Raw genomic sequence first — 23,584 nt, 5'->3', positions numbered from 1 at the left:
TCAATTTCTTGATGGAATTGTTCTTGAATCGAAACCTGATTAGCTTCCCGATTCGATTCAGGATTGTTGAGAATTTTCTGAGTATCCATAAAAAATTCCTCCGTGGGGTTGATAGTGGTTGATATTTAACCATTATAGCAACGACAATTGGAGGTCGATCGCCTCTGGTCTGCGAGCCACCGATGATGATTGATTATAAAACTTTCCCAGTAGCCGGGTCAAAAATCATTAAATAGTTTAAATCTAGGGTAACTGGAATGCGATCGCCAGGACGCACACGCACACTGGGGGAAGCCATCAATTGTAATATGTTTCCCTGTACAGTTTTCGGGTCATTTGATGGCCAGGTAGCCCTCACTAAAGTTTCCCGTCCTAGGGGTTCAACCACACTAACTTCTAATTCCAGAGGGACTTTATCCAAAGCCCAAACATCTTTTTCAACCGGATCAGTCTCCGACTCGCTGAGGTTTAATTGTAAATGTTCCGGTCTAATTCCTAACTCAAATCTCTGTCCTTCCTGGGGGTGTATTTTCTCCCGAATAACCATCGGACAAGCCACCGATTGACTACCCACCCAAAATAAACTATTACCATAGGTAGCCGGGATAATATTCATGGGAGGATTACCCAAAAAAGTGGCAACCATCCTATTAGCAGGCTTACTGTAAACCTGTTGAGGAGTCCCGACCTGTTGGATACGACCTTGTTCTAAAATCACAATCCGATCGGCTAAGGTCATAGCCTCAACCTGATCATGAGTCACATAAATTGTGGTAATTCCTAGGCGCTGGTGAAGTTGCTTCAGTTCCGCGCGTGTATCGTCTCGTAATTGTGCGTCTAAATTAGATAGAGGTTCATCTAAAAGGAACACATCAGGTTCCCTGGCGATCGCCCTACCTAAAGCCACCCGTTGCTGTTGACCCCCCGACAATTGTTTAGGTTTGCGGCTTAACAGATGTTCAATAGATAGCGATCGCGCTACTTCCTGAATCCGTTGTTCTATCTTAGTGCTATCAGTCCCCCGCATTTTTAAACCAAAAGCCAGGTTTTCTGCGACCGTCAAATGCGGATAGAGGGCGTAATTCTGAAATACCATAGCCACATTGCGATCGCGTGCCATAATGTCATTAACTAAGCGATCGCCTATATAAATATCGCCACTGGTAGCTTTTTCTAAACCCGCAATTGTCCGCAAAATCGTTGATTTACCGCAGCCCGAAGGTCCTACCAACACCCAAAACTGACCATCAGGAATATTTAGGCTAATCCCCTCAATCGCCGTAGCGCTATCATAACTACGGGTAATATTTTCCAAACGAACAGTTGCCATTAGCTTTCCAGTAAATTAGGGTTTAATTTGCTTTAACTAGCCGTTCAAGTTCTGAAACCACCCGATCTAATTCATCTACCAAGGGCGTTAGTCCCCCAGCACGAAAAGCAGTTATTAATGATCGATAATACCACAGCGTACCGTCCCGCTTGCCACTAAAGCGATCCCATAATTGCTCTCCAATTTCTCGATAATCTTTTAAAATCGAACGGGCGTTGTGAAGTTTGTCGCAAGCAGACACTAACTGCACAGAAGCCGAAGCCGTGGGAATATGTGCAATATAAGCCTGTTTACGTTCCCGCCAAGGTGGTAATGGGGTCTGATGGTTATCTGTACAGCCTTTCACAATTTCCGTGACCCGATCGCCAAATTTACGCCGGATTTCTTTTTCCGTCTTCACTCCCCCTTGGTCTTCGATCGCATCATGAAGTAAGGCGGCGATCGCTTCATCCTCATCGGCCCCATATTCTAGGGCCAAACTCGCCACCCCCAACAAATGCGCCACATAAGGAACCCCAGACCCCTTGCGAACCTGATTAGCGTGTAATTCCGTCGCGTAGGTCACAGCCTGGGTAAATCGTTTTGATAACTGCATAGTTGCCATTCTAGGGTTTAATAGATAGAGGCGTTTTTTTTAATCATAATGGATCGGTTCCGAGTTGAAGTCATCGCTAAAACCCACAACCCGCAACAGGTAATTTATGCAGCGATGCACCAGGACTATACAGACAAGTTTGTTTTTGATGGTAGAAGCCATTGGCCGTCAGAATTGGAAGCGGGGGAGATAATTGTTAAGCGTCTACTAGCAGGGGAGCGTGGACACTACGGCCCCTTAGAACATCCTAGCATCACATTTAACTGTGGCTATTTTCCCCATAGTGTGATGCAGCAAGCACGTACTCATCGCGTGGGAATTTCCTTCGATGTCCAATGTTTAGATGGTGATACAGAAGTCACCTTTATTCAAGCCAGTGGCAGTTTGAGAAAAATCAAAATTGCCGATTTATATGATGTTTGGGAAAATGGAGAAAAAGCGATTCGGACTCGCCAAATTATCGGTCGCAACGGCGAACCCCCGGGAGAATACCGTCGCGATGGCAAGAAACGGATTCAGAAAATGTCCCTGCGGGTTCTGAATGAGGAAACCGGAACTTTCCAAATCGGTCATGTCAATAATGTGATGTGTAGTGGTTTGCAACCCGTCTATCGGCTGACCCTTGCGGATGGAAAAACCCTAAATTGTACCATCAATCACCGTCTCTTAACCAGTGCAGGTTGGCAGACCATGGGCGATGCTTTGGGTTTGATAGTTGACGAAAATCACGAAGTTTTGGCGACCACCCAAAATTGTCAGTTGATGTGTAATGGAGTTTGGACAAATGATGCTATTTATACCCATAAAAATTGCTGTGATGACCAGATTAATCAAGGTTTGAATCTTCGGGAAAATCCTCGGCTGGGGGAAGTTGCACAATTGAATCAGCCCAATCAAAATCTGCAATTGGCTAAGTTTTACCAACCCAGAGGAGAAGTTAAAAGTTTAAAAGCACATCCGGTCAAAGTCACTCAAATCGAATATATTGGAAAACAAATGACTTATGATCTGGAGGTTGACGGACCCTGGCATAATTTCGTGGCTAATGGGATTGTGGTTCACAATTCTTATCGGTATACGGGAAATCAGATCCTTGAACTTGCCGAAAACAAAAAAGACTTGGAAGATATCTTTTATTTGCGTCCAGTAGGAGACTACACAGACCGCCAAGGAAAAAAATACTATTATTCCCCCCAACAGCGACAAGCTGATTTGGACTGGTGTTTAGAAGCAGCTAAACGCTATAAAGCCGATTTAGATAATGGTTTGTCAGAAGAACACGCTAGGGGTAAAATTCCCTTTGACTACCGACAGCATTTTGTCGTGAGTTTCAATCTGCGATCGCTTCTACATTTTCTGGATTTACGCTATAAAAAAGACGCTCAACTAGAAATCCAAAAACTCTGTGATTTGATGTGGCCCCATCTACAAGAATGGACTCCAGCCATTGCCCAATGGTATCAAAAAAATCGCCTCGGTAAAAGCCGACTCGCTCCCTAAGTTATCCGGTCAAGTAAACTGGTCAACAATCAGCCCCAATACTTAGGGGTTAAACTCTTGGAAAATATAGCTATCATGAAACTCGAAGTTCAGCAACTAAAACCATCAGCCATTTTGCCCAAATATGCCCATGAAGATGATGCCGGGCTGGATTTATTCTCAGTGGAAAATATAGAAATCCCCCCTGGTAAAAGTCATTTAGTCCGCACCGGAATTGCGATCGCCCTTCCCCCCAACACCGAAGCCCAGGTTCGTCCTCGCAGCGGTTTAGCCCTCAAACACCAAATCACAGTCTTAAATAGTCCCGGAACCATTGACGGCGGATATCGGGGAGAAATTGGCGTGATCTTGATTAATCATGGCACCACCTCATTTAAAGTAGAAATAGGCATGAAAATCGCCCAGATGGTCATCTCGCCAATTGTACGGGTCGAAGTTGAAGCCGTAGAACAACTCAATTCAACCTTTAGGGGTTATAATGGATTTGGATCGACAGGTTTCGGGGTTTAATGTTATGGAAGATATCGCGCCCAATTACCAACCCCCCATCAGACCTACCTGGGATGAGTATTTTTTGATGTTTGCTAAACTAGCAGCCACCCGATCAACCTGTTTGGCTTTCCCAGTGGGGGCGGTAATTGTCAAAGATAGGCAAATTCTCGCAACCGGTTATAATGGTTCCCCCTCCGGTTCGGTTCACTGTACTACCCAGGGTTTCTGTTATCCTGGACTTAGTAGTTGTGATGCTAGTCAAACCCTACCTTCGCGGGCGGTTCATGCTGAAGCTAATGCGATCGCTCAAGCCGCCAAACATGGTATTTGCTGCGCTGGTGCCAGTATTTATGTCACCCTAGAACCCTGTATCTATTGCCTGAAATTGATTATTTCTACAGGGATTAAGGAAGTCTACTATGAGAAGGTTTTTAATAGTGGGGAAAAAGCTATGCTGCGGGATATGTTCGTTAAAGAAGGTTTAGTCAGCATTAAACAAATCTATCTATCTCAGGAAATCGCTCAACAAGGAGCCATGTTTCTCCTAAATCCTACTTCTGTACCTCGTCCTTGACTGGTGATGATTCCCCAGATAATGCTGGTTTAAGCCTGATTATCAACCTCTAATAATTAGTGAGGATGACAGCAAAATGATTACTCGCAAATCTTCACCTTGGCTAGTCGGAATTAGCTTGATACCAGTATTGCTAATTGCCTCCTGTGATGATGCCTATAATAGGTCCTTACAGTCTCCTCCACGGGAGTTAGCTACCCCTCGCGTAGGGGAAACTTATTTAGATGCAGGCTTAACACCAGCCACACCGTCACCAATACCGCTGGAATTGGATGCCGAAATTCCCAACACAGAAACCTATGATTTAATTGCCGAAAATAACTTTCAATTAGTAGCAGCTAATCCCCTGTCTACCTTCTCGATTGATGTTGATACAGCATCCTATAGTAATGTACGCCGCTTTATTAACCAGCGTCAACGTCCGCCCATTGATGCAGTCCGAATTGAGGAATTGATTAATTATTTTTCCTACGATTATCCTCAACCCCAAGCCGAAGAACCTTTTTCAATTACCACAGAAGTATCCTCAGCCCCTTGGAGCCCGCAACATCAATTAGTTCATATTGGGTTACAGGGTAAAACTTTAGCGATCGAGGAATTACCCCCTAGTAATTTGGTATTTTTATTGGATGTATCTGGTTCCATGAATCAGCCCAATAGACTACCCCTATTGAAGGAAGGATTTAAGTTATTAGTTGACCAACTCACCGAACAGGATACGGTGGCGATCGCTGTTTATGCGGGGGCGGCTGGTGTGGTTTTACCTCCTACCCCTGGTAATGAAAAACAGAAAATTATCGCCGCCATAGATGGCTTACAAGCCCAAGGTTCAACCGCTGGCGGTGAAGGTATTAAATTAGCCTATGAGTTAGCTACCAGGATGCTAAGTGAAGGCAAAAATAATCGGGTAATTCTGGCTACTGATGGCGATTTTAATGTGGGTGTATCCAGTGATGCGGAATTGGTGCGGCTGATTGAATCTTATCGCGATCGCGGTATTTATTTAACCGTGTTAGGCTTCGGTATGGGGAATTATAAAGACTCCAAAATGGAGAAACTATCGAATCATGGCAATGGTAACTATGCCTATATAGACAACCTAATGGAAGCCAAAAAAGTGATGTCTACCGAATTAACCGGAACCCTATTTACCATTGCTAAAGATGTGAAAATTCAAGTAGAGTTTAACCCCGCCCAAGTTCAAGCCTATCGGTTAATTGGCTATGAAAATCGCCGCCTGGAAAATCAGGACTTTCATGATGATACCAAAGATGCGGGAGAAATTGGGGCGGGACATTCCGTAACAGCCCTTTATGAAATTATCCCCGTTGGTGTAGAATCAGATGTAAATTTACCGGCGGTGGATCAGTTAACTTATCAGCAAAATGTCGTCAGTTCAGAAGCCTATAATAGCAATGAATTAATGAGGTTGAAAATCCGTTATAAACCCCCAACGGAAACAGAATCACGGTTACTTGAACAGCCCATAATTAACCGTAGTCTTCCCCTGAATCAAACCTCGGATAACTTCCGATTTGCGGCGGCTGTGGCTGAGTTTGGGATGCTGTTAAGAAACTCCCCCTATCGCGGAAATTCCAGTTTTCCACAAGTCTTACAATTAGCAGAATCATCCAAAGGTGTTGATTTACACGGCTATCGATCCGAATTTATCCAGTTAGTAAAAAGGACTCCCCAACGTTAACCTCGCAGCAGTTTAGGCGATTGTCAATTAAAAGGCGATCGCCTGATATATCCTCAACTAATCGATTAAGGAAACGATAATCTAAGCTGCTTTCCTTCCCCTCGCAAAAAATAGTTTTTCCACCACTAATTACACTCATAACTATATCTCGAATCTGATAATATTTGCATCGGGGACTAGCTGCTCTATATAATCCGAATGAGTAGTAATTATAAATTGATTGTTTTTCCCAAGTTTCGGCAAAGATCTCAGTAATGCTTGTTGCATAGGCGGATGTAAATGCAGTTCAATTTCATCAATTAAAATCACTGAATTATGAATATTCCAACTAGCAAAATCTACCAATATGGGAAAAGTCGATCGCTCTCCTCCCGACATTTCCGAAATTTCGTACTGATTCTTACTATCATACAGGTAAAACCAAGGCTCACTTAAAATGTCATCTACTCCCTCTCGTAGCACAGGACCATCAAAACTCCGTTCGGGAAAAATAGCTTGATAAGCACGTTCGAGATCCCCATATAAATCTCTTTGTCCGGGTCGTAAATTTTTGATTTTACCCGATTTAATATCTTGATGAAACTGTCGCCACTTAGATAAACGATCGCGCAGAATATCATCGGTAATTTCAACTGTTTTATCTGGATCTTCAGTAGTCAAGCTAGTTGAAGTTCTTTGTTCTGTGTACCACAGCACTGTACCCACTCGCTCGAAGACATTAAATCCGTGGGAACGTACCAATTTTTTGGCATATTCTCTACCCTTAAATTGGAAAAGTTCAGCCGCTGTCTCAGCCTGAACTCGTCCATCTCGCCATTTAATAGTTACCACATTTTCTTGAGCCGGAGCATGAGAATAACCAGAGCCTTCCAGATTTTGATAAAACTCTTGAATCGCCTTAATTTCCTGAGATGAAAATTGAACTTTTACGGCAACCCCTGGCTCAAACTTTCCCCAATTACTCCCTAATAATTCATAGTTAAATCCCAGCCATTTTAAGTCATGAAAGTGATGGATCCGACCCGTTGCCATCCCTAAAGTGGCTGCTATAGCTTGTAAAATGCTGGTTTTGCCAGCACCATTCATTCCGATTAAAACAATCAAATCTTTTGCTAATCCGGTTTCCGAGTCCGTAAAATCCAACTCCAGGTGCCGAAATTTTTTAAAATACTGCAAGTTAATCGATTCAATTTTCATCGGTTTTACCCATTCACAAAAGTTCTGGAATATGGCATAATTAAAGATTGAGTTAATATCGCCATAGCCCAACCAGATATTTAATGGTCAAGCCATGGCGATTAGAAATGAGCCGCCAGCAAACCCGAGGGTTATTTGTTATAATAAAACTCGATTTCTTTATCTTTTAGGGGTGCAAAACCTGCGGCTTCTAGCATCTGGTTTAGTTCCGACTGGGCGATATGTTTCGCTCCAATGCGGACGATGCGCGATCGCATAGTATTACTAACCCCACTGCGTTGGCGCTGTCCTTCCAAAGCCATCACTTTATGATATAGTTCTAGCTTTTCTGGGGGAATGGGACTCCCATCAAAATCCAGTCCTTGGGCGATCGCCACATCAATAGCGTCGGCTCCGGTGTTAGTAGAATTTGCACTCATGATAAATTATAACTGCCATGTTTGACCAGCATTATTATAGCAGCCATTTGTAGGCGTATCACACCATTACTAGCCCTCAGTTTAGATGGGATCATCTAATCCCGGTCTGGGTGTCGGTTCAATTCTCAGCCTTGATAAATGTCGCAACCAGACACCACCTATAACCGCCACAATTAGTGATATCCATGCGATCGCCTGTTGGAGAAGTAGAAATCCTCCCGTCGCTAATAGTAACCCCAGCAATAAAAATATAGAGGCTAAAACCCGTTGTAAATCTAAGCCTAAATCCTGGGCGGGAAATAAACCAGTTTTCATCCTTTCCCGACTCCAACCGGGTCCTCCTGGTCGCACTTTTTGATAAAATGTTTCTAGGGTGGTTTCGGACTCTGGGGGAGTTAATACTAAGACAATCACCCATAAACAAGTCACGCTAATGGTGATAAAAATTATCCGCCAACCAAAGTCTTCAATTTTGAACCAAGGGGAAAGACTCGTGACCATTCCCACCAAGAAACTACCGACGATCGCACTTAATTCCGCCGCCGCATTTACCCGCCACCAAAACCACCGCAATATTAATACTAAACCCGACCCGGTACCAATGGCAATTACCAGGCGAAAAACTGTGGCTACATCCGTGGCTAAAAAGGCAGCGATCGCCCCTAAAACCGTGACTAAAACAGACGATAACCTACCCACCAATACCAACTCAGTTTGAGTGGCTGTCGGCTTGACAAACCGCAAATAGAGGTCATTGGTAATAAACGATGCACCCCAATTAATGGAGGTGGAAACCGTACTCATAAACGCGGCTAATAAGGACGCAACCACCATCCCCAAAATTCCCACGGGGAGGAAATCTAACATTAACTTAGGATAGCCTAATTCCTTATCGGCTAAATCAGGATACAGCACCACAGAAGCCAAAGCCACCAAAATCCAAGGCCAGGTTCTGATCACATAGTGCATAATATTAAAAGTCCAAGCCGCCTTTTCTGCGTCGGCTTCATTTTTGGCGGCTGCAAATCGTTGGACAAATTCCCCGCCGCCGTCACTGCGTCGCCAAGACCACCACTGAAGAAAGATATAAGCGAAAAATGTACTAGCGGTAATTCCCGCCGTTTTACTAAAACTAATCCAACCCTCGCCGCCACCAAAATTAACGGGAAGTAGAGACAAAATATCTTGGTCAGGATAAGCGATCGGCACCTGTTCAACCAGGGAGTGAATCCCCCCGACACTTCCCAGGGCAAAATATGCCACAATTATCGCCCCAAATAATGCCAGAAAAAACTGGAAAAAGTCGGTGGCTACGACTCCCCAAAGTCCCGCCAAACCGGCATAAATCAAGACAAAAATACTGACCCCAACCACACTAAAAAGTTTAAGGTTATTGTCTCCCGCCTCAATACCCAAACTTTGCCAAATTTCCAAAGCATCAACCACCTTAACCATGGCTAACATGGCATAACCGATCGCAATACAATTCATGGGGACGGCAAAAATAAACGCCTTCACCCCCCGCAAAATTGCGCCCATATCACCGCCATAGCGTAATTCTGTCAATTCCGCATCCGTGAGAACTTCCGATCGCCGCCACATTTTGGCAAAAATGTAGATCATAATCACGTGGGAGATGCCAAAGGTCCACCATTCCCAGTTTCCGGCAATTCCCCGGTTAGCCACAACCCCGGTAATATAGAGGGGGGTATCGATGGAAAAGGTAGTAGCAGCCATACTGATACCAGCTAACCACCAGGGAAGCGATCGACCAGAAACAAAGAAATCCGCCAAACTTTTCGACCCTTTCCGCGACAGGTAGAGTCCCATCGCCATGGTCAAGATTAGGTAAACTAGGACAATCAGCCAATCAATCGGGTGCATGAATTTTCAGTGAATCTCAGTGAACAAGGCAAAATATCGGTTAGCCATCGCGGAGTTACTGGAGAAAGCGATCGCTGTTCTACAAACCTTACCTGAAAATGAACCCGATGCGATCGACTAAATCTGATCTGAGACTTCTCACGTCAAACCCCTCTCCCAAAAAGGGCGAGGGGCTGCAATGGCGATCGCACTCCATTTAATTTTGACGTTGATTAGGCTTTTTGACCCTTGCGGACTTTGCTACCCATGAAAGTCACACCCAGCAAAGCTAAACCAGCAAGAGTACCGGGTTCCGGGACAGACGCAGGAGGAGGTAAAATATTTCCCGCCAAGGCTACACCATCATTACCACATTCTAGGAATAGGCTGGCTAAATAGTCACCACTGCCAATCAAAGACTTACTGAAGCTGAAACCAAAGGTATGGGTTCCCGCTCGGTTAAAGTTACCAAAATCTAAGCCAGCATTTAACAATTCCTGTTGGGAGTGCATATTAATGCCACCAACCAAGTTACCAGATGCGATCACGTTATCGATAGAAGTTGTTCGACCGAAATAGTCGTAAGCCTCCTGTATGGTAGCGATGTCAGTACCCATGGTGTTCGGGCGATAAAATCCATAGTCGTAGTAGTGTTGCAGGCTTTTGTATCCGTTGTTAATGCTAGTCACACTTTTTGCGCGAACATTGCTATAAACACCTAACTCGGATGCACCAGAATCATTAGTTTCGGCAAAACGCACACCAAAGAGAGCGTTATTTTGGCTGGCGGTTAGGAAATCATCTCCGGTGAAATTGAAGAACAAGTCACCCCAACCAATTACACCACTTGTGGCATCTATAGTGTTAACTCCCGCCAATGGTGTACCGCCTGTTAAGGCAACCCATATAGTATCGGAGGTTTGCATGGTTGCCATACCGTAGATATCATATTGGGCACCACCGGAACCGTCGCCAATGGCATCAATTGCATAGTTCCAGCCATTGTGAAACTGTCCAGCAGTGGCGGTGGTAGCAGTAGCTGCGATCATGCAGGTGGCGGCGATCGCACTTCCGATTAATGTTTTAGCATAATTAGATTTCATAACTCAAGCCCCGCTAACTTTTCTTCATCCTTTGCATTTTCAAAATAACTGGTTTTATATAAAGATTGCTACCGCAGTGAGGGGAATTACTGTAAAGTTTCTGTAAAGATGAAACATTTTGATTAGGGAAATTACTTGCCGATTTAATTGCGTGAAAATACGGATGATTTCATGGAAATTGTGGCATCCCTACCGCCCAGGTCCACCATGGAGAGTTTCCAGGGAGGCGATCGCAGTTGTGAAAGTTTGCTTTAAAATAGATCCTTATCCCATTACCGTGGACTCCGGCAATGAAACCAACCCTGACTCGCACCCCTCTGTATGACCTATCCGTTGAACTCAAAGGCAGGATGGTTCCCTTTTCGGGCTGGGAAATGGCGGTTCAGTATTCCGGTATTACCCAAGAACATCAAGCAGTGCGATCGCAAGTGGGACTATTTGACATCTCCCACATGGGCAAATTTTACCTCGAAGGTGAACAGCTAATCAATGCCCTCGAACCCCTATTTCCCTCTAGTCTCAGTCGTCTGCAACCCGGTCAAGCCCAATATACAGTCCTATTAAATGGCAGTGGCGGCATATTGGATGATGTGATTTTTTACTACCAAGGCTTAGACCCAGCCACGGGAAACCAGCGGGGAATGATGATTGTTAATGCAGCCACCAAGTCCAGAGATAAGGCTTGGGTGGTCGCCCATTTGGAAGGAACCGGAGTCGCCCTAGAAGACCTATCTCGCAGCCAGGTATTAATTGCAGTCCAGGGACCCCAAGCGGAAGCTGTCCTTGGATCCCTAGTAGAAGCGGACTTATCAGCAGTTGCCAATTTTGGACATATAGAAACTACCCTTTTCGGAAAACCTGCATTTATCGCCCGGACTGGATACACGGGAGAGGATGGGTTTGAAGTCATGGTAAATCCCGACACCGGAGTAAATCTATTTCGGGAGTTAATAGAAGTGGGAGCCACGCCCTGTGGTTTGGGGGCTAGAGATACCCTGCGTTTAGAAGCGGCAATGGCTTTGTATGGGCAAGATATTGATACCCATAGCACCCCTTTAGAGGCTGGTTTAGGCTGGTTAATCCATTGGGATGAGAAGGGGGACTTTATCGGTCGTGAGTCCCTAGAAGCGCAAAAATCCGGGGGTTTATCGAGGCGGTTAGTGGGGCTAGAAATGCAGGGCCGATATATTGCCCGCCACGGTTATTCTGTGAAGGCTGGCGGCGAAGTGGTGGGAGAAATTACCAGCGGCACGATGTCGCCTACCCTGGGAAAGGCGATCGCCTTAGCCTATGTTCCCGTAGAATTAGCCAAAATCGGCAGCCAAGTAGAAGTAGAAATCCGTAATCAAATCTACCCCGCAACGGTTGTTAAACGTCCCTTCTATCGTTCCCCACATCGGTAGTTATTGACCCCTAACCAGAAGATTAAATCCTGGGGGTTTCTTCATGATAAGCGATCGCAGATCCTCCCGATTCACACTTTCAAATAGAGTCCGTTCATAGCGCCATTGACCGGAATGAACATAGTGGAAATTGGGCGTATTTTGTAATCGCGGTGGTTTTTGCCAGTCTAAGGCAAAGGCTAGGGTACTCCCAGAAGAATTAGGGGCTAATTTTTCTGGTCCCACATAGTGATTTAATCCTCCCCCATTACGACCGACACAGCCACAGAGAATTAAGCCGACAATAGCGGCACAATACATGAGATTATTGTGATACCAATGGTTAATCCCGGCACCAATAATAATGCTGGATTTGCCTTCGGTAATTTCGGCATTTGCTGCCCATTCACGGGCTAGTTGAATCACGGTTTGTCGGTCAATTCCTGTGAATTTTTCTTGCCATGCGGGGGTATAAGGTTTGGTTTCATCGTCATAGTTTTCGGGATAGTCTCCCCCTAAGCCTCGAGTAACTCCAAATTGCGCCATTAATAGGTCATAAATGGTGGTGACTGTTAGGCTGCCATTGGCGGTTTCTAGATATTTGACGGGGACTTCCCGTTGGCAAGTTGATTCGTTATCGGAGAAGTCGGTAAAGGTGACCGATAAATGGCGATCGCCATTCTCCAGTATGGTTAATAAGGGGTCAATTTCTCCATGATAATTGTACCAGTCCTAAAAGTTGCAAAAATCGCGAACCCACTGCATAACTCAACATAGACAGGGCGGGAATTGGAGAAAATCTAATGATGCGATCGGCTCCTTCTTTTTTAACAGTATGAGTGATGGATGCGCTAATAATTTCTAACACTTAATCCCAACTACTGCGACGAAAACCACCTTTCCCTCTCGCTTGTTGATATTCCCGGCGTTTTTAGGGGTTATTCATAATAGAAGTCCAGGGTTCGTTTTTTTTCCGAATTTATGCCCAAATATCACTCAGAGTTAGTGGGTTGGGTTTAATGCTGCATTGATTTTTCGACTAATTTGTTGCGAACTCCGGTAAAGCGATCGCGCCAAGTTAAATTACTCAGAATCAGTAAGATTAAGCAACCTCCTAAAGCCATTAATACTAATTGCCAACTAGGGGTTAAGGAAGTGCAAAAAATCTCCGTAGCTGCGGGTTCATTGACCACCGCATTTTGCTGTTCAAAAAATGCTAATAGGGCGGCTTTTTTTGCTTCCGTAAAGTGTTGATTTCCTCCAGCCAGATAGTCAACAATTGCTTCGCTTTGTTCGAGAGTTAATCCTATATTGGGCATGGGAACGCCATTATATTTGGCGAGAATTTCTTGGGCGAGAGGATCGCCATTTTGGATCAGTTTATCCGGTTCGGCAATCCAATTAATTAACCATTGGCGATCGCGGTTTTCTGTGACTCCTTGTAAGTCGGGAGCAAATCCTTTCCCCGTGCCATCTAAAGTATGACATCCCCCACAGGATTGTTCAAATCAAACTTGACCATTTTCGGCGGCTATGGCTGCGGGTGTATGGTTCAATATTGCCAGCCCAAAGATAACAGCAGAGATGAGGAAAACTTTAATAAATTTATTTAACATGAATGCTACTCCTTGTAATTTCCCTGATTTTTTCAGAATACATCAGCAAATTATTCGTGAGCGTGTTTATGGTGCCACTACGCAAAAAGGTCATATTGAGCAACAAGGCACAGGCTCAATTCCCCAACAAGCAAAGGAAACGGCAAAGCCAAGAGTGGCTAACCAGAGGTTTTGTTGGGCTTGAATTTGATGGGAATTAGCTTGAGACATAGTTTTAAGTCTCCTGTTTTTAGGGGATTTTTGGTTAAAGTTTGCTTTCGGAGTGAGTCACGGCACCGACGGACTGATTCCCAACTACTACTTGGGGCGATCGCCAGATATATTGAATCGGTAAAGACAGGAAGTGAACTAACCGAGTAAAGGGGAATAATCCCACCAATGAGAAAGCTCCCACTATATGAACTTTTACCATCAAAGGTAAATTTTCGACTAGGGAAATATTGGGGTTAAATTGCAAAACTGACCACAGATAAGGAACTGCTGCCCCTGCATACCAGGATGACCCCCAACCATAGAATATTGCTGTCCAAATTCCGGCAACAACTTGCACAAATAACCCGACTAATAGGACAACATCCATCACCGAAGTAATCGCCCTAATTCTCGGTGGAAATGCTCGGCGAATCATTAACATGATTAAACCAAAAAAGGTTAAAAATGCCAAGGATAAACCCGTTCCTTATAGGACATATAACCGCCAAGGTACGCCATTCCAAGCTCAGACCGACTGGGGAATGAGTAATCCCAATAAGTGACCTCAGTGACGGGGTTTAAAGTTTGCTGAACAATCATCAGTAAACTCTCTGAAAGCTGACCGTAGGGCTTCTGCTCTTTAAACCCTGCTTTAATTTTTTCTAACGCGGGGACTAACCCATCATTAATTAATTGTTGAGTTAGTTGATATCTGGTTTTAACTAACCCAAGAATTCCCGGAAAATGGTTAAATGATTCGGCAATTATGGACTGTTATCAATAAAGTTATGTTCCTGGTATTTTTCTTTTAATTTAACCAAGAATTATCCCCGTTGATAGCCATCTCCAAACAGTTGATATCCCAGATATGGGTAACAAGTTGGATTCAGATCAAAGGTGCTGGTGTAAATTTCTTCTAGGTTGGGGGTGGGGGTATTTTGCAAAAACTGAACAAAATCTGCTAAAAATGGCTCAACATTCGGATAAGTCTGTGTCACACAATCAAGCTGGGCAGTGAGGTGTGTTTTCTGGTTTCCTTCCTTTCGCCCATGAATTCATGCTGATGATTTGGCTTATTTAGTGATGTATTTGCTGAGAGAGTCTGGGAGAAAATTTCTCAGGAAATACTGATGTTATAGTGTTAATAATTGGTTGACAGTCCTCTCGCTGCTCTGGTGCTGAAACCAACTCCAACTTCTCCCTTATGCAGTTGAGTATCTTCAATCATAGAAATGGCATATTCCCTGTGCATGGAAGGAATGAGAAATCGTTCGTCCCAGGTTGCCAGAGAAGTCAAGCGATAGATTTCTTCGCTTCAGGGGTTAAACCGGCTTGGGAAATTGCTTCTTGCACTTTGTCAGCATCTAAATCTCCAACTTCTTGCAACCGTTTAGATAATCGTACAGAAATCAACTTGCGGTAGGTTTCTTTAATTAAGTCTTTATTTCCGGCTGTCAACATTTTGGCTAAGTATTCAATGGGGATTCTAGCCTGTTATAAGTTGCCAAAAAAGTTGTCGCTATTGGTGTTATAGGTGCCGTTGTCTACCCGTCCTAATACCGGAAGCAAAGGCGGAACGTAGAATAACATGGGTAAGGTGCGAAATTCTGGATGCAGAGGTAAAGCCAGTTTCCATTCTTTGACGAATTTCTAAACTGGGGATTTTTGGGCGGCTTCAATGACTGAAGTATTAACCCCATCTTTTTCGGCTTGGGCAATGACTTCGGGAGCGAATGGATTTTGGATTAATTCCCGTTGTTTTGTGACTAATTCTGATTCATCACAGGAGGCGATTTCTTGAATGCGATCGCCATCATAAAGCAGAACTCCCAGATAGCGAATGCGTCCGACACAGGAATGGAAACAAGCGGGGGGTTGACCCGTTTCTAAGCGGGGGAAACAGAGGATATATTTCTCTGATTTGCCTGATTTCCAGTTATAATAAACTTTTTTTAGGGACAGGCGGTGACTCCAAAACGCCAACCCCGACAGACATTTTGATTGACTAAAACCATGCCATCTTCTCCCCGTTTATATAATGCACCAGATAGGAAGATAGAAGAAAAAAAGGCGATCGATTTCAAATAAGGTTTGCCGATCTTGTTCGCTAATTGCCTCTAGGTTGGGGTCGTTGCTGGCGTAAATTGGGGAACCACCGAGGTCATCATCCCAGTTGGGACCTGCCTTGATATCGATTTCGTCTCCAGTGATTAGCGAAATGGGTTTAGCGGTGGGTTGATCGTCACTAGCTGGGGCGTTAAATAAGTCTTCATATTTGTAAGTCCAAGGTTCATAATAATCATCAATAGTAGGTAAGTAGGGTTGATGAAAAATATTAGCTAAACCTTTAACTTTGTTGGTGGAAGGTAACTCGATTTTTTCCTTACCTTCTGGTTTTTTCCAGCCTCCTTGATACTGTTCTTGATTTTCCCATTGGGTAGGATAACCTGTTCCTGGTTTGGTTTCTACGTTATTCCACCACATATATTCGGGGCCTTGGCGATCGGTCCAAATATTTTTACAGGAAACGCTACAGGTATGGCAACCAATGCACTTGTCCAGATGAAACATCATGGAAATTTGAGCGCGAATATTCATGGCTTTTGCTCCTTTTTTGAGGATTAGAGGGAAGCCAGCCTTTCCCGGATAAAGGAAAAGGCTAGTTTTTTTGACTTACTGGTTCAGCACTTCTTTTTTATGCTGCGGGGCCGCGGCTACAGCGGCAACTTCTGCTAATAAGTCATCAGGAACTCCCATTTATTTTAGGGTTTCCATTAGGTCTTCTGCTACTGCATCAAAATGTTCGCTGCTTAGACCTTGTTCTTCGACTAAGGCTTTATGGGCTTCCCGCATATAGCGCCCATCATATTTATCGCTGCCACCAAAGGCATAGGTGAGAAAGGCTTTCTGGTGCGATCGCTGTTTTTTCATATCCGTATTAACAAAGAAATGCTTGATGCGATCGTCATTTAAAACCCGCTCATAAAACTTATCAACAGCCAGGTCAACCGCATCCTTACCGCCCAGTTTTTCAAATAAAGTCGCCATCTTTTACCTGGTGAATGTGTACATTAGCATCGGTTTTTCGTTGCTTCATCAGAAAATAAGTTTGAGGGAAAATCTCAATCTTTTATACATCATGGTTACATAGGATAGTCAGCAGTTAAGGGTGCATCAGGTTGAGGTTGGGTGGGTTGTTGAAAAATTGCGATAATTGAACGCAACACACACAGAACCATTAGTAAAGCACCTAGGCTAAAAACAATGTCCCCAGGAATCCTTAGCCATACAGTCCAGTGCATCCAAGACGAATTAATCACCTCAGCACTGCGGGCGTACCAAGTGCCATGATTGACCGATTGCACCAGTTGATAAAAACCACTGGGAATTAAGCCAAATACCATCATCATCACCAGACCGATATTAATGCCCCAGAATGACAAATTAAATAGTTTTTCATTCCCAGCATGATCTGGGGTAATTTCCCGTAAGGCAAATAGCATCAGGGCTAAGGCTAAAGAGCCATAGACCCCAAATAACGCCGAGTGAGCATGAATGGGAGTGGTGTTAATTCCCTGAGAGTAGTAGAGGACAATGGGAGGATTAATCAAAAATCCAAATACTCCAGCCCCTACTAAATTCCAGAAGCAAGTCCCGATCAAGAATTTGAGGGGAACTCGATAAAATCCTTGGGCTTCTTGAGAGAGTCGAATGGATTTAACGACTTCAAAACCAATCAGGGTTAAAGGAACAACCTCTAAAGCAGAAGCTACAGCACCCATTGCAGTAATAAATACTGGAGTTCCCGAAAAATACAGATGGTGTAGAGTGCCAATTACCCCACTACCGAGATAGAGAATGGTAGTCAGATAGGTTGCTCGCAGGGCTGAAGAACGTTTAAGAAATCCAAGTTCACTGCATAAATAGGCGATTGTAACCGTTGCAAAGACTTCAAAAAAACCCTCTACCCACAGGTGAACTACCCACCAACGCCAATATTCTGCAATGCTCAAAGGGGTATGGTTGGTGTACATTAACCCCGACGCATAAAACAGGGGAATTGTAATCGCACTATATAGGAAAAAGTGATTCAGTCCGGTTTTACTTCCTTCTGCTTTTAAGGCTGGTTTCAAGGCTCGGTACATTAACCACAGCCAAAACACCATACCGCCAATTAGTAGCAGTTGCCAAAGGCGACCGAGTTCGACATATTCGTAGCCTTGGTGTCCAAACCAAAAACTTTTATCTCCTAAAAATCCTTGTACTCCCGCCCAAGCACCAATCAGAGAACCGACAACGACCACGGTTAAAGCCCCTAGTAAGGCTCCATTGCCCCAGGATTGTCCTGGTGGTTCATTTTTGCCAAATCGGGGTGCAAAATAGAGTCCCGCTGCTAACCAGCAAGTGGCAATCCAAAAGACAGCCAGTTGTAAGTGCCAAGTCCGAGAGGCTGCATAGGGTAAATACTGTTGCAACGGTACACCATAAAAACCATCCCCTTCTACGGCATAGTGTGCTGTCACCATCCCCATGAGAATTTGCACTAAAAACAGAGCCATGGCGACCCCAAAAAATAGGGTGGTCACTTTTTGGCTAGGGGTGGCAAGGCGAATACTGGGACGTTCTGTGACTACCTGGACTTCTTCTGGGTCTTCTTGGGTGAGATAAATAAACAGAAATACGGCGATCGCTGCAATTAACACAATCACTGATACAATTGACCAAATCAGAAACTGAGGCGGGGCTTGGTTGCCAATCAGATCATCATGGGGGAAATTCGCCGTATAGGAAAAGGGCGCATTGGGACGATTTGCTGAAGCTGCCCAAGCCGTCCAAGCAAAGAATGCGGTAACGTTGTGGATTTGGGTATTATCCGTAAACCAACCACTAGGAATAGAATGCACAACCGACCCTTGAGAAAGCCAGGTTTGATAGTCTTCAAAGACTTTTTGTAAACCAATGGTTTGAGCTTCAGTTAAGGTTAAAGCCTTGGTTTCTGGGTCATATCGATTGGTTTTAAATTGTTTCTCTACCTGAATTTGTAAAGTAGCGCGATCGATATCTGGTAGCGATTCTAAATCCTCTTGGGTAAAAACAGGATTGCTGTTATAAATAACCCCCGCTGTCGCTAATCCCCAACGGTGCAATACATCTGCTGTCCAGTCAGGGGCCAGATAACTCCCATGACCCCAAACACTCCCAATGTGCTGTCCGCCACGGGCTAAATAAGTTTCTTGACCCTGTTGAATCTCAGCTTGGCTGAGAATCATCTCCTGTTGTGGAGAAACAATTGTTGCAGGTATAGGAGGCGCATTTTTATAAATTGCTGCACCCGCTGAGATGAGGACAGTGAACGTCACAATGCAAATTAGCACCAACCAGGTGGGAAGACTAAATTGCCTGGAAGAACCACCTGTAGTCGTCACTCTATCTAATGTTAGGTTTGCCATGATGTCAAGTTTTCTTCCGGTCAAGCTAAATTTAGGATGGTAACCGGATCAATTTCTTTGACTTAAGTCAAAAATCATCTGTAGAAATTCTTAAATTGTGGCTGGTGATCCTCAATTACTCAACCATTTTTTGATAATAATAAGTATTATGGCTTATATGTTCCTGTTGATGTCCTAGTATATTTTAATGCCTAATTAATTATATAATTATAAAATATATTAATTAACACCATGTAACTTATTTCCACAAAATAGTATAATTCTGCTACAGATGTGGTATAATTGATAACATCTTCAAAGTTCGGCAATTATACTTGAGATCATCTCATCAAATAATGCTCACACTTATTCCCTAGTCTAAATTCACAAATTAACTATGTTGATAATTGCAAATATCATCAACTTTGTTCAAGATTAAAATTATCATTAATTATTCATGATAGATCCCTTGTTGTTAAATAATTGGTTGTCTCAAACATTGCTATTTTCTGGATTAAGTGAATCAGAAGTAATTCCTTTTACACCAATTGCTCAAATTCCAAACTTTGCCAAATCTGAGATGGTTTTTAATCAAGGTAACCCTGAAGTTTTTTTCATTGTGAAAATGGGTAAGGTTAAAGTATTTAAAGTTTCTGCCAATGGTAAAGAGCAAATTGTTCATATCTTCCAACTCGGAGATTACTTTGCCGAAGTTCCTGCTTTAGATGGTCAACCTTTCCCGAATTCGGCGGCAGCTTTAGAACCGACAGAGTTAGTATTCTTTCCCCGTGAACTTTTTTTAAAGGTACTACATCAATCTCCTACTGTCTCAGTTAATCTACTGACCAGTCTTTGTCAACATCTGCGAGAATTAACCTCTTTAATTGATTCTCTCTCATTTCAAGATGTCCCACAGCGATTGGCAGCCTATTTGTTAAATTTAAGTAATCGCGATTTTCAACAAATCAATTCTGGTAGGGAGACTGATCGTCTGGTTACTCTCGATATAAATAAAGGTGAACTCGCCTCCTTATTAGGAACTATTCCGGCCACACTATCAAGGGCATTTGCTAAATTGAGCCAAAAAGGTTTAATTGCAGTTAATGGTTCGCAAATTCAGATTTTCAACCATCAAGGTTTACAAGAATTCAGCCAGTCATTGATTGATTAAAGTCCTTTAAATACCAGTGACATACATTTATAGCTCAACCACTAATTTTGGTTCTGGCTATTGATGGCCTGTTCTGTGCTATATTGTACCGACTGCTAAAGAAAGCCACTTATCCATCCCCCACCAGGATGATGATCATTGACTACATGACCTGCCTTTGTTGATAGGCGATCGCACAGTTACGACCTCTTTCTTTGGCTTTGTACAACGCTTCATCCACCTGGCTGATTAGATGGCTGATGGAGTAATTACCGCTGTGAAATTCAGCCACCCCAAAACTAGCCGTTTGATAACCAACCGTGGGAAACTTGTGACTGGCTAAATCTTGACGTAGTGCCTCAGCTAGAGCCTTCGCTCCCCATAAATCAGTCTGGGGACTGATGATGATAAACTCTTCACCACCCCATCGCCCTAAAATATCTGTTTTCCTCAGTCTTTGATGGAACAGTGCCACCATTTCGATTAATACAGCATCTCCCGGGAGATGCCCAAAGGTGTCGTTAATCTTTTTGAAGTAATCGATATCACAGAGAATCACGCTAAATTTCTGTCCGTTTCGATGGAAAAGAGACTCCTGTTCCTGCAAGCATTTTTCAATTTTTAGGCGATTGAAGCAGCCTGTCAAAGGATCCGTAACCGAGATTTTTTCCAGCTTGCGGTTATAAGTTTGTAGTAAATATTGGCGATACAGAACAATCGCTAAAACCCCTAGCCCGATGAATACAAATCGCCCAATAGCCCGATAATCGACACCTTGTTCATATCGAACAGAAATCCAATTGTTGATGATGCCTTGTCTGGCTTTTTCATCGATAGAAGCGATCGCTTTTTCAAAAATGGCCAGAAGTTCCGGCTCATCATTACGAACCGCAATACTCAAAGGCAAAATTTTATCAAATCGACCCGCGATTTTAAGGGAAGGAAATCGTTTCTGAATAGTATATGAAGTCGTCGGTAAAACATCCACATAGCCAAACAAATGCCCATGTTCTACTTGCTGTAAACCATCCTCAATCGAAGCCACCTCCACAATTTGCATATCCGGGTATTGGTTCCGCAATATTTCTACAAAAGCGTAGCTTTTAACCATGCCAATTTTGTGATTAAGAACATCCCTGATATCGGGAATAAACGGTTCCCTTTCTCGCGTCGCAATCACTAAAGGTAACTCAAGATGGGGTCTCGTAAAGTTGGCATATTCTAGGCGATCTGGCGTAGCCACAGCTAGGGAGAGAATGTCACATTGTCGCTGTTTAAATTGCTCAATACTTTCTACCCAAGTCTGAGTTTTAAGCAGCGTAATTGGGATGCCAATCCGGTCTATCAACAATTGCATGAAGTCTGCACTCATCCCCGTATGTTGCTCATCAATGATTGCATCTAGGGGCATCCAATTAGGGTCAACACACATTTTTATCTCACCTTTATCTTGTAAATATTCCAATTCTGTTCTGGTAAAATTAAAGCTGGCGGTATCCGCAGCCAAATACCAGCGGCGAAGGAGATTGGCATAGTCTTCTTCCGAAACCGCTGCCATAGCTTTGTCTAAAATTGATTTCAAAATTGGGCGATCGTTGCGGATGCCTAAATATTGAGGTACATTCGATAAATGAGGGTGATTAATCAGAGGACGACTGATTAACTCTGTCAAAAAATAGCGTTCAATATAATAGTTAAAAGTGGCATGGCTTTCTAAAGCGGCATCGGCTCTCCCCGCTTCCACCTGCTTCATGGCATCCAATGTGTTGTTAGTCAACAGTAGGTTAATCTCAGGATAGTATTTGGTTAATATTTCCTCGAAAAAGAAACCTCTGACAATCGCTAAATTTTTACCTTTAAGCTGTTTAATCTCAGTATAATCTTCCCCATCTTTGCGCGTTAACAAAGAATTCACCAAGTCAAATACATATTGCTCAGAATAGAGCGCGAATTTGTGACGATCTGGAGTGATCACCATATTAGTGACCACATCAATTTCTTTCTGAGCCAACATCGTCATACATTCCGACCAAGTTGGACCCACCACCAACTCAACTTCCAGCCCCACTTTTTCCGCGATCATCTTAATATACTCATTGCTAAATCCTGTAGGATTACCATTCTTAACAAAGTTATAAGGCGGCCAATCCGACTCCCCATGAACTCGGATAACTGGATTAGCCTGAATATACGCTTGTTCGGCTGGGGTTAATTCAACTACTAACCGCTCACCCGTTTGTTGGGCAACTCCCGGATTACTAGACACCAGTAACGTTAAGATTAGGCTTAACAAGCATAAGAGGAATTGATGACCATCGAATTGGTAAGGCACTTTCATTTTGCCAAATAAATGCTACATTACCATAATAAGCCGCCATTTTTGATTACTGAAGTTGAGACGATTGGTGGCTTGTAAAATTACCAATGCCATCAATTTTCTCTAGTGCGATCGTCTTTTACAGCCCTTTCAGTAATCATGCAATACCCCTTGAAAGTCCCTCTCCGCAGGTGGGAGAGGGATTGAGAGTGAGGGTAATGTTTAGTGCGACTTCTCGGCTGTAACTGGAAATCAGTGGGTGGCATGGGGGGTTCCCAGTCCGTCTCCTTCCCCGTTTTCGAGCAAGTATTGGCAGTGAGTTACTGACATTTGCGCTTCCCCCGTCTCTCGTGTTTCTCAGTTGCTGATGATGATTATATCCCAAGCCGCCCATAGCCGCCTGATACCACAGGCATTCTCAGGGTTTGACTCCTTATGGTTAAATTAATGATAAGTCCTAGTTATGACAGCCATTAAAATAAATGTGGCTCAACCCCTTTACAAACCCTCATAGAGTGTGTCATATTATAGACACGGTAGAAAAACAACTGCCGGATAAGTACCTCGAAAATTCAATATAGCAATCGTATCCAACATGACTACTACCATTCAGCAGCGCGAGAGCGCCAACGCTTGGGAACGGTTCTGTAGCTGGGTAACATCCACCAACAACCGCCTTTATGTAGGCTGGTTCGGTGTTCTGATGATCCCTACCCTACTAAC

26 protein-coding genes and 2 pseudogenes are annotated in these 23,584 nt (G+C 43.6%); 8 read left to right on the top strand and 20 right to left on the bottom strand.

The features are described 5' to 3' along the window. Window positions 1-193 precede the first annotated feature (193 nt). Window positions 194-1,330: an ABC transporter ATP-binding protein gene (locus tag ACTIE0_RS14100; protein WP_006621955.1), complete on the bottom strand. Its 1,137-nt coding sequence runs from the start codon at window positions 1,328-1,330 to the stop codon at window positions 194-196. A 22-nt stretch (window positions 1,331-1,352) separates the two neighbouring features. Continuing rightward, on the bottom strand, window positions 1,353-1,925 hold the full coding sequence (locus tag ACTIE0_RS14095) for an HD domain-containing protein (RefSeq protein WP_174447131.1): 573 nt from the start codon (window positions 1,923-1,925) through the stop codon (window positions 1,353-1,355). Window positions 1,926-1,973: 48 nt separating this feature from the next. Here ACTIE0_RS14095 and ACTIE0_RS14090 point away from each other — a divergent pair, with 48 nt between their 5' ends. The 4 genes from ACTIE0_RS14090 to ACTIE0_RS14075 all read left to right on the top strand — a co-directional run bounded on the left by ACTIE0_RS14090 (window position 1,974) and on the right by ACTIE0_RS14075 (window position 6,193). Then, window positions 1,974-3,425, top strand: coding sequence for an FAD-dependent thymidylate synthase (locus ACTIE0_RS14090; protein WP_006668903.1), 1,452 nt, complete (start codon window positions 1,974-1,976; stop codon window positions 3,423-3,425). Window positions 3,426-3,500: 75 nt separating this feature from the next. Further along, on the top strand, window positions 3,501-3,935 hold the full coding sequence (dut, locus tag ACTIE0_RS14085) for a dUTP diphosphatase (RefSeq protein ID WP_006668904.1): 435 nt from the start codon (window positions 3,501-3,503) through the stop codon (window positions 3,933-3,935). Beyond that, window positions 3,904-4,491 (top strand): deoxycytidylate deaminase, encoded by a 588-nt coding sequence (locus ACTIE0_RS14080; RefSeq protein WP_006621959.1) that lies wholly within the window; start codon window positions 3,904-3,906, stop codon window positions 4,489-4,491. The genes dut and ACTIE0_RS14080 overlap by 32 nt, the downstream gene beginning before the upstream one ends. A 76-nt stretch (window positions 4,492-4,567) precedes the next feature. Then, window positions 4,568-6,193 (top strand): vWA domain-containing protein, encoded by a 1,626-nt coding sequence (locus ACTIE0_RS14075; RefSeq protein WP_006668905.1) that lies wholly within the window; start codon window positions 4,568-4,570, stop codon window positions 6,191-6,193. Here ACTIE0_RS14075 and ACTIE0_RS14070 read toward each other — a convergent pair. The 5 genes from ACTIE0_RS14070 to ACTIE0_RS14050 form a co-directional block, all read right to left on the bottom strand. Further along, complete coding sequence (locus ACTIE0_RS14070) at window positions 6,159-6,332, bottom strand: hypothetical protein (RefSeq protein ID WP_006621962.1); 174 nt, start codon at window positions 6,330-6,332, stop codon at window positions 6,159-6,161. The genes ACTIE0_RS14075 and ACTIE0_RS14070 overlap by 35 nt on opposite strands. 2 nt (window positions 6,333-6,334) lie before the next feature. After that, window positions 6,335-7,390 carry an AAA family ATPase gene (locus ACTIE0_RS14065; RefSeq protein WP_006668906.1) on the bottom strand — a complete coding sequence of 352 codons (1,056 nt, stop codon included), beginning with the start codon at window positions 7,388-7,390 and terminating at the stop codon, window positions 6,335-6,337. Between the two features lie 131 nt (window positions 7,391-7,521). Next, window positions 7,522-7,809 (bottom strand): small RNA NsiR4-regulated ssr1528 family protein, encoded by a 288-nt coding sequence (locus tag ACTIE0_RS14060; protein ID WP_006621964.1) that lies wholly within the window; start codon window positions 7,807-7,809, stop codon window positions 7,522-7,524. An 81-nt stretch (window positions 7,810-7,890) separates the two neighbouring features. After that, window positions 7,891-9,693, bottom strand: coding sequence for a sodium:solute symporter family protein (locus ACTIE0_RS14055; protein WP_006668907.1), 1,803 nt, complete (start codon window positions 9,691-9,693; stop codon window positions 7,891-7,893). 212 nt (window positions 9,694-9,905) lie between these two features. Continuing rightward, window positions 9,906-10,775 (bottom strand): PEP-CTERM sorting domain-containing protein, encoded by an 870-nt coding sequence (locus ACTIE0_RS14050; RefSeq protein WP_006668908.1) that lies wholly within the window; start codon window positions 10,773-10,775, stop codon window positions 9,906-9,908. A gap of 290 nt (window positions 10,776-11,065) precedes the next feature. On the opposite strand from ACTIE0_RS14050, the gene gcvT reads away from it, so the two are divergent. Then, window positions 11,066-12,178: a glycine cleavage system aminomethyltransferase GcvT gene (gcvT, locus tag ACTIE0_RS14045; protein WP_006621970.1), complete on the top strand. Its 1,113-nt coding sequence runs from the start codon at window positions 11,066-11,068 to the stop codon at window positions 12,176-12,178. Here gcvT and ACTIE0_RS14040 read toward each other — a convergent pair whose 3' ends face one another. From ACTIE0_RS14040 to ACTIE0_RS14025, 4 genes and pseudogenes are all read right to left on the bottom strand, one after another. Continuing rightward, window positions 12,179-12,703 carry a molybdopterin-dependent oxidoreductase gene (locus tag ACTIE0_RS14040; protein ID WP_006668909.1) on the bottom strand — a complete coding sequence of 175 codons (525 nt, stop codon included), beginning with the start codon at window positions 12,701-12,703 and terminating at the stop codon, window positions 12,179-12,181. 157 nt (window positions 12,704-12,860) lie between these two features. Further along, window positions 12,861-13,025: a molybdopterin-dependent oxidoreductase gene (locus tag ACTIE0_RS14035; protein WP_006621972.1), complete on the bottom strand. Its 165-nt coding sequence runs from the start codon at window positions 13,023-13,025 to the stop codon at window positions 12,861-12,863. A 148-nt stretch (window positions 13,026-13,173) separates the two neighbouring features. Then, window positions 13,174-13,476, bottom strand: a complete 303-nt coding sequence (locus ACTIE0_RS14030; RefSeq protein WP_006621973.1) for a hypothetical protein — start codon at window positions 13,474-13,476, stop codon at window positions 13,174-13,176. Between the two features lie 3 nt (window positions 13,477-13,479). Further along, window positions 13,480-13,605 (bottom strand): annotated as a pseudogene (locus ACTIE0_RS14025) (hypothetical protein); the annotation flags it as partial. Window positions 13,606-13,690: 85 nt separating this feature from the next. On the opposite strand from ACTIE0_RS14025, the gene ACTIE0_RS14020 reads away from it, so the two are divergent. Further along, the gene (locus ACTIE0_RS14020; RefSeq protein WP_008056628.1) at window positions 13,691-13,957 is read left to right on the top strand and encodes a hypothetical protein; all 267 of its coding nucleotides are present in this window, start codon (window positions 13,691-13,693) and stop codon (window positions 13,955-13,957) included. A gap of 60 nt (window positions 13,958-14,017) precedes the next feature. Here the strand turns inward: ACTIE0_RS14020 and ACTIE0_RS14015 are convergent, their stop codons facing one another. The 8 genes from ACTIE0_RS14015 to ACTIE0_RS13980 all read right to left on the bottom strand — a co-directional run bounded on the left by ACTIE0_RS14015 (window position 14,018) and on the right by ACTIE0_RS13980 (window position 19,415). Next, a complete protein-coding gene (locus ACTIE0_RS14015) occupies window positions 14,018-14,437 on the bottom strand; it encodes a respiratory nitrate reductase subunit gamma (RefSeq protein WP_006621976.1) in 420 nt (139 codons plus the stop codon). Window positions 14,438-14,789: 352 nt separating this feature from the next. Further along, window positions 14,790-14,963, bottom strand: coding sequence for a nitrate reductase delta subunit (locus tag ACTIE0_RS14010; protein WP_006621977.1), 174 nt, complete (start codon window positions 14,961-14,963; stop codon window positions 14,790-14,792). A 143-nt stretch (window positions 14,964-15,106) separates the two neighbouring features. Beyond that, on the bottom strand, window positions 15,107-15,262 hold the full coding sequence (locus tag ACTIE0_RS14005; protein WP_223064654.1) for a hypothetical protein: 156 nt from the start codon (window positions 15,260-15,262) through the stop codon (window positions 15,107-15,109). Then, the gene (locus tag ACTIE0_RS14000) at window positions 15,259-15,444 is read right to left on the bottom strand and encodes a nitrate reductase (RefSeq protein WP_228116637.1); all 186 of its coding nucleotides are present in this window, start codon (window positions 15,442-15,444) and stop codon (window positions 15,259-15,261) included. The genes ACTIE0_RS14005 and ACTIE0_RS14000 overlap by 4 nt, the downstream gene beginning before the upstream one ends. 171 nt (window positions 15,445-15,615) lie before the next feature. Continuing rightward, window positions 15,616-15,948, bottom strand: a complete 333-nt coding sequence (locus tag ACTIE0_RS13995; protein ID WP_006621979.1) for a 4Fe-4S dicluster domain-containing protein — start codon at window positions 15,946-15,948, stop codon at window positions 15,616-15,618. A 48-nt stretch (window positions 15,949-15,996) separates the two neighbouring features. Then, the gene (locus ACTIE0_RS13990) at window positions 15,997-16,563 is read right to left on the bottom strand and encodes a nitrate reductase subunit beta (protein WP_006621981.1); all 567 of its coding nucleotides are present in this window, start codon (window positions 16,561-16,563) and stop codon (window positions 15,997-15,999) included. A gap of 159 nt (window positions 16,564-16,722) precedes the next feature. After that, window positions 16,723-17,013 (bottom strand): group I truncated hemoglobin, encoded by a 291-nt coding sequence (locus ACTIE0_RS13985; RefSeq protein WP_006621982.1) that lies wholly within the window; start codon window positions 17,011-17,013, stop codon window positions 16,723-16,725. Between the two features lie 95 nt (window positions 17,014-17,108). Continuing rightward, window positions 17,109-19,415 carry a nitric-oxide reductase large subunit gene (locus ACTIE0_RS13980; RefSeq protein ID WP_006621983.1) on the bottom strand — a complete coding sequence of 769 codons (2,307 nt, stop codon included), beginning with the start codon at window positions 19,413-19,415 and terminating at the stop codon, window positions 17,109-17,111. A 436-nt stretch (window positions 19,416-19,851) separates the two neighbouring features. Here ACTIE0_RS13980 and ACTIE0_RS13975 point away from each other — a divergent pair, with 436 nt between their 5' ends. Next, window positions 19,852-20,565, top strand: a complete 714-nt coding sequence (locus ACTIE0_RS13975) for a Crp/Fnr family transcriptional regulator (RefSeq protein WP_006668914.1) — start codon at window positions 19,852-19,854, stop codon at window positions 20,563-20,565. A 142-nt stretch (window positions 20,566-20,707) separates the two neighbouring features. Here the strand turns inward: ACTIE0_RS13975 and ACTIE0_RS13970 are convergent, their stop codons facing one another. Then, window positions 20,708-22,882: a transporter substrate-binding domain-containing diguanylate cyclase gene (locus tag ACTIE0_RS13970; protein ID WP_006668915.1), complete on the bottom strand. Its 2,175-nt coding sequence runs from the start codon at window positions 22,880-22,882 to the stop codon at window positions 20,708-20,710. A gap of 574 nt (window positions 22,883-23,456) precedes the next feature. Between ACTIE0_RS13970 and ACTIE0_RS13965 the strand changes: the two are divergent. Continuing rightward, a pseudogene (locus tag ACTIE0_RS13965) lies at window positions 23,457-23,584 on the top strand (photosystem II q(b) protein); the annotation flags it as partial.

It is taken from the genome of Limnospira sp. (assembly GCF_051859755.1).
Taxonomy (GTDB): Bacteria; Cyanobacteriota; Cyanobacteriia; order Cyanobacteriales; family Microcoleaceae; genus Limnospira; species Limnospira fusiformis.
This window is presented reverse-complemented; position numbering and strand designations above follow the sequence as displayed.